This is a genomic window from Roseobacter sp. AzwK-3b (assembly GCF_000170875.1).
GTDB lineage: Bacteria > Pseudomonadota > Alphaproteobacteria > Rhodobacterales > Rhodobacteraceae > Roseovarius > Roseovarius litoreus.
Window position 1 is genome coordinate 115,425 of record NZ_ABCR01000011.1, and the last position, 8,974, is coordinate 124,398.

10 protein-coding genes are annotated in these 8,974 nt (G+C 64.9%); 5 read left to right on the plus strand and 5 right to left on the minus strand.

The genetic code is table 11. The features are described 5' to 3' along the window. Positions 1 to 8: 8 nt before the first annotated feature. The 4 genes from RAZWK3B_RS17020 to RAZWK3B_RS17035 all read right to left on the minus strand — a co-directional run bounded on the left by RAZWK3B_RS17020 (position 9) and on the right by RAZWK3B_RS17035 (position 3,575). On the minus strand, positions 9 to 1,664 hold the full coding sequence (locus RAZWK3B_RS17020) for an MFS transporter (protein WP_007817332.1): 1,656 nt from the start codon (positions 1,662 to 1,664) through the stop codon (positions 9 to 11). A 149-nt stretch (positions 1,665 to 1,813) separates the two neighbouring features. After that, complete coding sequence (gene arsC, locus RAZWK3B_RS17025; RefSeq protein WP_007817334.1) at positions 1,814 to 2,191, minus strand: arsenate reductase (glutaredoxin); 378 nt, start codon at positions 2,189 to 2,191, stop codon at positions 1,814 to 1,816. Then, positions 2,182 to 3,240: a quinone-dependent dihydroorotate dehydrogenase gene (locus tag RAZWK3B_RS17030; RefSeq protein WP_007817337.1), complete on the minus strand. Its 1,059-nt coding sequence runs from the start codon at positions 3,238 to 3,240 to the stop codon at positions 2,182 to 2,184. The genes arsC and RAZWK3B_RS17030 overlap by 10 nt, the downstream gene beginning before the upstream one ends. Beyond that, positions 3,237 to 3,575, minus strand: a complete 339-nt coding sequence (locus RAZWK3B_RS17035; protein ID WP_007817339.1) for a DUF952 domain-containing protein — start codon at positions 3,573 to 3,575, stop codon at positions 3,237 to 3,239. Before RAZWK3B_RS17035 ends, RAZWK3B_RS17030 begins: the two co-directional genes overlap by 4 nt. A 127-nt stretch (positions 3,576 to 3,702) precedes the next feature. Between RAZWK3B_RS17035 and RAZWK3B_RS21735 the strand changes: the two genes are divergently transcribed. The 4 genes from RAZWK3B_RS21735 to RAZWK3B_RS17050 all read left to right on the plus strand — a co-directional run bounded on the left by RAZWK3B_RS21735 (position 3,703) and on the right by RAZWK3B_RS17050 (position 6,660). Beyond that, positions 3,703 to 4,311, plus strand: a complete 609-nt coding sequence (locus tag RAZWK3B_RS21735) for a class I SAM-dependent methyltransferase (RefSeq protein ID WP_007817341.1) — start codon at positions 3,703 to 3,705, stop codon at positions 4,309 to 4,311. Positions 4,312 to 4,367: 56 nt separating this feature from the next. Then, entirely contained in the window at positions 4,368 to 4,901 is a 534-nt protein-coding gene (locus RAZWK3B_RS21740) for a hypothetical protein (protein WP_007817344.1), read from the plus strand. A gap of 5 nt (positions 4,902 to 4,906) precedes the next feature. Next, on the plus strand, positions 4,907 to 5,572 hold the full coding sequence (locus RAZWK3B_RS17045; protein ID WP_007817346.1) for an SOS response-associated peptidase: 666 nt from the start codon (positions 4,907 to 4,909) through the stop codon (positions 5,570 to 5,572). A 92-nt stretch (positions 5,573 to 5,664) separates the two neighbouring features. Beyond that, a complete protein-coding gene (locus tag RAZWK3B_RS17050; RefSeq protein ID WP_007817348.1) occupies positions 5,665 to 6,660 on the plus strand; it encodes a type I glyceraldehyde-3-phosphate dehydrogenase in 996 nt (331 codons plus the stop codon). A 121-nt stretch (positions 6,661 to 6,781) separates the two neighbouring features. Here the strand turns inward: RAZWK3B_RS17050 and RAZWK3B_RS17055 are convergent, their stop codons facing one another. Continuing rightward, a complete protein-coding gene (locus tag RAZWK3B_RS17055; RefSeq protein WP_007817349.1) occupies positions 6,782 to 7,060 on the minus strand; it encodes an acylphosphatase in 279 nt (92 codons plus the stop codon). A 114-nt stretch (positions 7,061 to 7,174) separates the two neighbouring features. Here RAZWK3B_RS17055 and lepA point away from each other — a divergent pair, with 114 nt between their 5' ends. Next, positions 7,175 to 8,974, plus strand: coding sequence for a translation elongation factor 4 (gene lepA / locus RAZWK3B_RS17060; protein ID WP_007817352.1), 1,800 nt, complete (start codon positions 7,175 to 7,177; stop codon positions 8,972 to 8,974).

Here is an 8,974-nt window from a genome sequence, read left to right on the forward strand (position 1 = left end):
CGCATCCCTCAATCGCTGGTGCGCAGGCGCGAATTCTGCACCAGCCAGATCACCAGCAGCGGGATGCCCACGGTGATCGCCGTCACCACGATCAGCAGAACGCCAAGCTCGGAATAATCCGCTGGCACGGTCACCTCTCCGGTGGCCGGGTCGCGCACTTCTCGGGTCACGGTGTAGATCTGGTTGAGATACTTCGTCGTCAGGCTCGAGGCCGACAGCGCAAGATTGGTGAACGAGGCCATGACCGCAAAGAACGTGGCCTTGAGGTTCGAGGGCGCATTGCGCGCGATCCAGGCCAGCATCGGGATCATGGCCACCTGTCCAAGCGGCGATTCGATCGCCGTATCGAGGATCGCGATGAAGCGCGCATCCACCACGCCCCCGGTCAGTGGCGCCGTGATATCCTGGATTCCGTAATAGAGCCCGATATTCGGCAGCGTCAGCACCCCGCCCGCGATGGTCAGCATCGCGATGATCCAGACGATGGGCTTTTCCGCCATCAGCGGGCGCAGCACCACGATCCCGACCAGCGTCAGAACTGAGGTGATCAGCGACAGCACCGACAGGAACTGCTGGTCGAACCCCAGCACGTCGATATTGAACCAGGTGATCCCGTCGCCCGGTCTCGGCACTGCGCGGAACATGAAGATGATCGTTGCGGTGCCGATCAGCGCGCGGGCCTGCGCGGCGCTCAGCGTGGCGACCAGTTGGCGCATCAGGAACAGCACGATCGCCATCGAGCCTGTAAAGATGATCTCCTGGCTATAGGGCACCTGTCCCAGTCCTACCGCCAGCGTCAGGATCACGAACGCCCCGCCGCCGATGAAATACCACGGGTTGGGCGTCGTGTCCTCGTCCGGGCGCTCGAAAAGCGCGTCGGCCTCGGCAGGGCTCAGGCCCGTTTTGCGCAGGTTGTGCTTGGCGCGGTATTTCTGCACCCCCGCCAGGATCACACCCGAGACCGACACCAGCGGAATGGACAGCGCCACGAGATAGATCGTGGCGTAGACATTCGCCTTGGCCGCCGCGTCCATCGCCTCGATCCCGCGAAACATCCAGATGTTAAGTGCGGCCACCACCACCGTGCCGGTGATCAGCGCAAAGCGCCCCAGCGTTTGCATGGTGACATGCATTGCGCGCGACTGCTCTTCCGGGATCGGCGCGCCTTGCGTATCCACGCGCGGCACGGCTTCGACCGACATTGCATCGGCCACCGCATCCTGGATCACCAGCCCGCATGGCGTCAGCAGGAACGAGGTGATGTACCAGGCGCTGATCGGCATGATCGCCTCCATCATCTCGCGCTCGGTCAACACGAAATACATGATGATCATGCTCAGCCCGATCAGCCCCGCACCCAGATAGACCAGCAGCCATTTCCAGCGCCATATGATGTCCACGAGATGCCCAAGCGGCATCTTCAAAGCCCAGGGAAGCCCCGCCCAAAACGCCAGCCCCGCCAGATAGGCCGCTGAAAGATCAAGGTATTCCTTGACGAAGAAGGTGCCCACGATCCCTGTCAGACCCGAGAACCCGGCTGCGAAATAGACCATCAGGGGCGGCAGGAAGGTCCAGCGCATCTGCCGCGCCAGATCATAGACCACCGCATCGAGCCATGCCGCTGGCCCGTGTTTGGCGCGCTGTCGGGTGTGATCGCTTGTCATCCGGGCTCCTGCTCGGAATTGCCTCTGCGTCAATCTAAAGCGTTTCGCGAAAAACCTGAAACACAGATTTTCGCGACATGCAGTGGTCCGTTCAATCGTTGCACGCGTTCCGCCTTTGGCTCATGCCTAAGGTCAAAGGCGGAACGCTGTTAGGCCGTCTCGGGCGGTGTGCAAAGCCCCTGGAGGATGTCCATCACCCGTTCGGGTGGTCGCCCGATGGCGGCGCGGCCCTGCCACAGGACGATGGGCCGCTCGATCAGCTTGGGATGCGCGGCCATCGCCTCGATCAGCCGGGTATCGTCCGCGTCGCGGCTCAGGCCCAGCTCGGTGAAAAGCGCCTCACCGGGGCGCATCATGTCGATGGCACGCAGGCCAAGCGCGTCTTGGGCCTGCCGCAGCTCTTCGGCGCTCGGCGGGTCCTCCAGATAGCGGCGTATCCGCATCTTGTGACCCCGCGCCTCCAGCAGCGCCAGCGCCGCGCGTGACTTGCTACAGCGCGGGTTGTGCCAGATCTCGATCACGTCCATGCGTCGCGCCCCGTGCCCACAGCCTCGGCCACATTGGCAAATCCGTCGCGCTCGAGCAGTGCCTCCAGCCCGCGTGAGATGCGCGGCACCAGCGACAGCCCCTCATAGACCAGCCCGGAGTACAGCTGCACCGCGCTCGCACCGGCGCGGATCTTGGCATAGGCCGCCTCGGCCGAGGCCACGCCGCCCACGCCAATCAGCGGCAGGGCGCCCCCGGTCAGCACCGACAGCCTTGCCAGAACCCGCGTCGATTTCTCGAACAGCGGCGCGCCCGACAGCCCGCCCTTTTCCGCCGCGTGCGGGCCGTGCAGCCCCTCCCGGTCCAGCGTCGTGTTGGTCGCAATAATCCCCGCAAGCCCTGCCTTGATGGCCACATCCGCGATCTCCGACAGCTCCGCATCGCTCAGATCAGGGGCGATCTTGAGGAATATCGGGATCGCGCGCGGCAGCCCGTCGCGCGCCGCCATCACCCCGGCCAGCAGCCCGGCCAACGCCTCGGCACCCTGAAGGTCGCGCAGTTTCTCGGTGTTGGGACTGCTCACATTGACCGTCGCGAAATCCAGATGCCGTCCGCAATGCGCCAGAACCCGGGCGAAATCCTCGGCCCGGTCCGCGCTGTCCTTGTTGGCCCCCAGATTGAGTCCGATCACCGCATTGCGCGGACGCATGGCCAGCCTTGCGCCCACCGTTTCCATGCCCTCGTTGTTGAAGCCGAAACGGTTGATCACGGCGCGATCCTGCGCCAGCCGGAACAGCCGCGGGCGCGGATTGCCGGGTTGCGCGCGCGGCGTCACGGCGCCCACTTCCAGAAACCCGAACCCGGCGCGGCTCAGCGGTGACAGCGCCACCGCGTTCTTGTCGAACCCCGCCGCCAGCCCCACCGGGTTGGGCAGATGAAGCCCCGCCACTTCGCAGCGCAGCCGGTCCGATGTGACAAGCCCGGGCAGGGGGGTCAGCCCCGCGCGCAGCGCCAGCAATGCCGCGTCATGGGCGCGTTCCGGTTCCAGCCGATGCAGCGCCGCCAGCCCCAGCCGTTCCAGCATGCTCATTGCAGCCCCGGCGGAAACTGGTGCACCCCATCCGCCAGCGGCAGCGGTTGCGCCCAATGCACATCCTCCAGCCGCAAATCGCGGTAGAGATGCGGAAACAGCGCGCCGCCCCGTGACGGCTCCCATTTCAGGGCCTCGCCAAGCGTCTCGGCCTCGACCGCGACCAGCATCAGCCCCTCCTGTCCCGCGAAATGCTTCGCGGCTGTCTCGGCCGCCTGTTCCATGGTCGAGAAATGGATATAGCCATCGGCCAGATCGACTGGCGCGCCACTCGTGATGCCCTCACGGCGCAGCGCCTGCCATTCATCGGTGCGGAAAATCTTGTAGATCAGCATGCCACGGGTGATGCCCTGAGCGCGGGCGCCGGTCAAGCGCCAAACCTAAGGGGCCAAGCCGCCCCTTTGCAATCCCGCCCCGGCAAGGCACACTCGGGCCGATGCCCCCATCCTCACGAGGCGTGGAATGACCACCGTCAAGGCCCAGTACGAAGCCTATCCCTATCCCGAACGCGATCCCGCTGACGAGACGCGGCGCCTTGTCACCGGCTCTCCTTCGCACCCTTTGGAAATCGACCATTTCCTGTTCGACGGGTGCCGCGACTGGTCGCAGCCGCTGCGCGTTCTGGTGGCCGGTGGCGGCACGGGCGACGGGCTGATCCAGATCGCGGCTCTGATGAAACAGGCCGACCGCGCCTGCGAGGTGACCTATCTCGATCTCTCCACCGCGTCCCGACAGGTGGCCGAAGCGCGTGCGGCGGCGCGAGGGCTGGATCGGATCACCTTCCTCACCGGCAGCCTGCTCGATGCGCCCGATCTGGGGGAGTTCGATTATATCGACTGCTGCGGGGTGCTGCATCACCTGCCCGATCCGGCGGCAGGTTTTGCCGCCCTGCGCGCGGCCCTCGCGCCGAAGGGCGGCATGGGGTTCATGGTCTATGCGCCTTATGGCCGCTCTGGCGTCTATCCTTTGCAGGCCGCCTTCGGCGCGCTCTTTGAGGGGCTTGCTCCCGAAGACCGGCTGTCGCATGCGCGTGCCTTGCTCGCGCGCCTGCCTCAGGGGATCCTTTCCTGACAAACCCCAATCTCGGCGATCACAAGGACAGCGATGCAGGCTTCTACGATCTGCTGATGCACAGCCAGGACCGCGCCTTCACCGTGACGGAACTGCTCGAGGTGATGCAGGCAACGGGCTGGGCTCTTTCCGGCTTCACCATGCCCGCGCTCTATGATCTGGCCCGCCTGACCGAGCGACCCGACCACTTGAGCGATGCCGAGGCTATGGCCGTAGCCGAGAAGCTCAATGGCACGATCAAGACGCATGTTGGCTATGCCGTGGCTTCGGACGCGCCGCGTGGCCCGGCCTCGGGGCGCAACCGTGCGCGCATTCCCCATCTCAAGGGGATCGACCCTCGCGCCCTTGCGCAGGCTGTGGTCCAGGGCAAGCATCCGCAACTGAGCTTCGGTTCGGTGACCGCGCGTCTGGTCTTGCCGAAAGAGGCCGCCCCCCTGATCGCGGCCATCGACGGGCGGCGCAGCCTTGCGCAGATCGCTCAGGTGACCCGCACTGACCCCATCTCGATGGGTGCCACATGGGCGCGGATCGAGGCTGAACTGACCGGCTGGGGCGCGCTGCTCTATTCGTCGATCCTGGACCGCGGCTAGGCGCGATGTGCGGTCGTTTCGCCCTGACCCTGCCCAATGACGCGATGGCGCGGCTCTTTGCGGCGGCCCCCGCCAATGATCTGCCGGACACGCCCGATTACAACATCTGTCCCACCAACCGCATCCATACAGTGACCTCTGGCCCCGAAGGCCGTCGCTTGGGCGCGATGCGGTGGGGGTTCATCCCGCATTGGTACAAGACCCCGACCGATGGCCCGCTTCTGATCAATGCCCGCGCCGAAACCATCGCCGAAAAGCCCGCCTTCCGGTCCGCCTGCCGGGATCGGCGTTGCCTGATCCCCGCCAGCGGACTCTACGAATGGACCAAGGGTGCCGAAGGGGGCCGCCTGCCGTGGTATATCACGCATGCCGATGACAGCCCGCTCGCCTTTGCCGGGATCTATCAGGATTGGGGGCAGGGCGAGGATCGGGTGACCACCTGCGCCATCGTGACCTGTCCCGCCAACACGCCGATGCAGGCTCTGCATGCCCGGATGCCGGTGATCCTCGACCCCGGTGACTGGCCGCTCTGGCTGGGCGAGGCGGGGCATGGCGCGGCGACCCTGATGCGGCCCGCGCCCGAAGATGCGCTGACCTTCTGGCGCGTCGACCGTGCGGTGAATTCCAACCGCGCCTCGGGCGCCGACCTGATCGCGCCGATCGAGGACTGAACCCGCTCCGGTTTTCGTGGTTGGCATTCGCGCGGTCGCGCGCCACAGTGCGGCCAAATCGACACGCCCCGCCCAGTGCATCGGAGCCTGACATGCCAACCCGCCCCCTTCGCGTCGCCATCAACGGCTTTGGCCGCATCGGCCGCACGCTTCTGCGCATCCTGCTGCGCGACGCGCCCGATATCGAGCTTGTCCTCATCAACGAGATCGAGCCATTGCCCACCTGCGCCTATCTTTTCCAGTATGACAGCGTCTTCGGCCCCTGGCCCGGAGATGTCACGTCGGGGCAGGGGGTGCTTGACGTCGATGGCCGCGCGATCCCGTTTCACGCCGAACCCGATCTTCGGGCGCTCGATCTGTCGGGGGTCGATGTGGTGCTGGAATGCACCGGTATGGGCGGCGCGCGGGCGATGGCCGAACGCGGGCTGGCCGCAGGGGCCGCGGCGGTGCTGGTCTCCGGCCCCTCCGCCGAAGCCGACGCGACGCTGGTTCTGGGCGCCAACGAAGGCGATCTGACCGATCAGCGGATCATCTCGAACGCCTCCTGTACCACCAACGCCCTCGCACCTTTGGTGCGGTTGATCGATGACGCCTTCGGGATCGTCAGTGGCCAGATGACGACCGTGCATTGCTACACCGGCAGTCAGCCCACGGTGGACAAGCCCCGCAGCGCGCTTGAACGCAGCCGTGCCGCCGCCCTGTCGATGGTGCCCACCACCACCAGCGCGCAGCATCAGACGGGGCTTGTGTTGCCGCATATGAAAGGCCGGATCGAGGCGCGGGCCATCCGCGTGCCCACCGCCAGCGTATCGTGCCTCGATCTGACGGTGCAGACCCGTGCGCCGGTCACATGCGATGCGGTGAACGCGGTTCTGCAGGACGCCGCCGCCCGCTCGCCGGTCTTCGGCTGGACCACGCAACCTCTGGTCAGCTCGGATCTGCGCAGCCGACCCGAATCGGTCATCATGAGCGGGCTGGAAACCTCGGTGTCCACTGGCGGTCTGTTGCGGGTGTTCGGCTGGTACGACAACGAATGGGGCTTTTCGTGCCGCATGCTCGACATGGCCCGCCTGATCGGTGCGCGCTGACCCAATTTCTTGAAAAGAAATCGCCCCGGAAACTTTTCAAGTTTCCGGCACCACCGCGCTGCATAGGTTCCGAGTGTCCATCTTCCCTGCAACGGCCCCGTCCCACGGGCCCGCTGCGACGTCAGCGCTGGATCGCGAAACCCTTCAGACCTTCGGGTTCTGTCGGCACGGTTTCCACCCGCTCCACCCGCGCCCTGTCCGGGCCCTGATGCAACGCATCCAGCATCTCCCGGACGGCGTCGGGCGGTCCTTCGATCAAGGCGGTCACCGCGCCATCGGCCTCGTTCCTGACCCATCCAGCAAGGCCGCGCCCCTCCGCCTCGGCCTGCACCCAGGCCCGGAAGGCGACCCCCTGAACCCGGCCCGTGATCCGGGCGTGGAAGGCTATTTGTTGCGTCATATCCGCTCCTTTCGCGTCTTGTCTGCATCATCGCATCGGCAATCGGTTCACGGTCCTGCCATCCTCCGACGCCAGCTATTGACCAAGCCTGCATTGCGGCGCATATCCCTGCGCATGACACCGCTTTCGCACATCCGCAACTTCTCGATCGTGGCCCATATCGACCACGGTAAATCCACCCTTGCCGATCGTCTGATCCAGATGACCGACACGGTGGCCGAACGGGACATGAAGGAACAGCTTCTCGACTCGATGGATATCGAGCGTGAGCGCGGGATCACCATCAAGGCGAACACCGTCCGCATCGACTTCACCGCCGAGGACGGACAGCAATACGTGCTCAACCTGATCGACACGCCGGGCCATGTGGACTTCTCCTATGAAGTGTCCCGCTCGATGCGCGCCGTCGAAGGCTCGCTTCTGGTGGTCGACAGCACGCAGGGCGTCGAGGCGCAGACCCTCGCCAATGTCTATCAGGCGATCGACGCCAATCACGAACTGATCCCCGTGCTCAACAAGATCGACCTGCCCGCCAGCGATCTTGACCGCGTGGCCGAGCAGATCGAAGAGGTGATCGGCATCGACGCCTCCGGCGCGATCCCCGTCAGCGCCAAGACCGGGCAGGGCATCCGCGAGGTTCTGGAAGCCATCGTCGCCCATCTGCCCGCCCCCAAGGGCCACCGCGACGCGCCGCTCAAGGCGATGCTGGTGGACAGCAAATACGATCCCTATCTGGGCGTGGTGGTGCTGGTGCGGATCATGGACGGCGTCATGAAAAAGGGCGACCGCATCCATATGCTGCAGACCGCCGCCACCTATAACGTGGACCGCATCGGCGTGTTCCGCCCCGCCATGACCGTGGTGGACGAGCTTGGCCCCGGCGAGATCGGCTTCATCACCGCCTCGATCAAGCAGGTCCGCGACACCAAGGTGGGCGACACGATCACCCATGACCGGCGCCGCTGCGAAACTGCGCTGCCGGGCTTCAAGCCCTCGGTGCCGGTGGTGTTCTGTGGCCTCTTCCCGGTCGATTCCGCCGAATTCGAAAGCCTGCGCGACGCGATCGAGAAACTGGCCCTCAACGACGCCTCCTTCTCCTACGAGATGGAGAATTCCGCAGCCCTCGGCTTCGGCTTCCGCTGCGGCTTTCTGGGCCTGCTGCATCTCGAGGTGATCCGCGACCGGATCGAACGCGAATACGATATCGAGCTGATCACCACCGCGCCTTCGGTAGTCTATCATATCTTCATGAAAGACGGCTCCATGAAGGAGCTGCACAACCCCGCCGACATGCCCGATCTGACCTATGTCGATCACATTGAGGAACCCCGCATCAAGGCGACGATCCTTGTGCCGGACGAATATCTGGGCGATGTGCTCAAGCTCTGTCAGGACCGGCGCGGCATCCAGATGGATCTGACCTATGCGGGCAGCCGGGCGATGGCGGTCTACGATCTGCCGCTCAACGAGGTCGTGTTCGATTTCTATGACCGCCTGAAATCCGTGACCAAGGGTTATGCCAGCTTCGACTACGAGATCATGGGCTACCGTCAGGATTACCTCGTCAAGATGAGCGTTCTCGTCAACGACGAGCCGGTTGATGCCCTGTCGATGATGGTCCACCGAGACCGCGCCGAAATGCGGGGCCGCGCCATGTGCGAAAAGCTCAAGGACCTGATCCCGCGCCACATGTTCAAGATCCCGATCCAGGCGGCGATCGGCGGCAAGGTCATCGCCCGCGAAACGCTCTCGGCGATGCGCAAGGACGTGACCGCCAAATGTTACGGCGGCGACGTGACCCGCAAGAAAAAGCTTCTGGAAAAGCAGAAGGCCGGCAAGAAGAAGATGCGCCAGTTCGGCAAGGTGGAAATCCCCCAGCAGGCGTTCATCTCTGCCCTCAAGATGGACGATTGA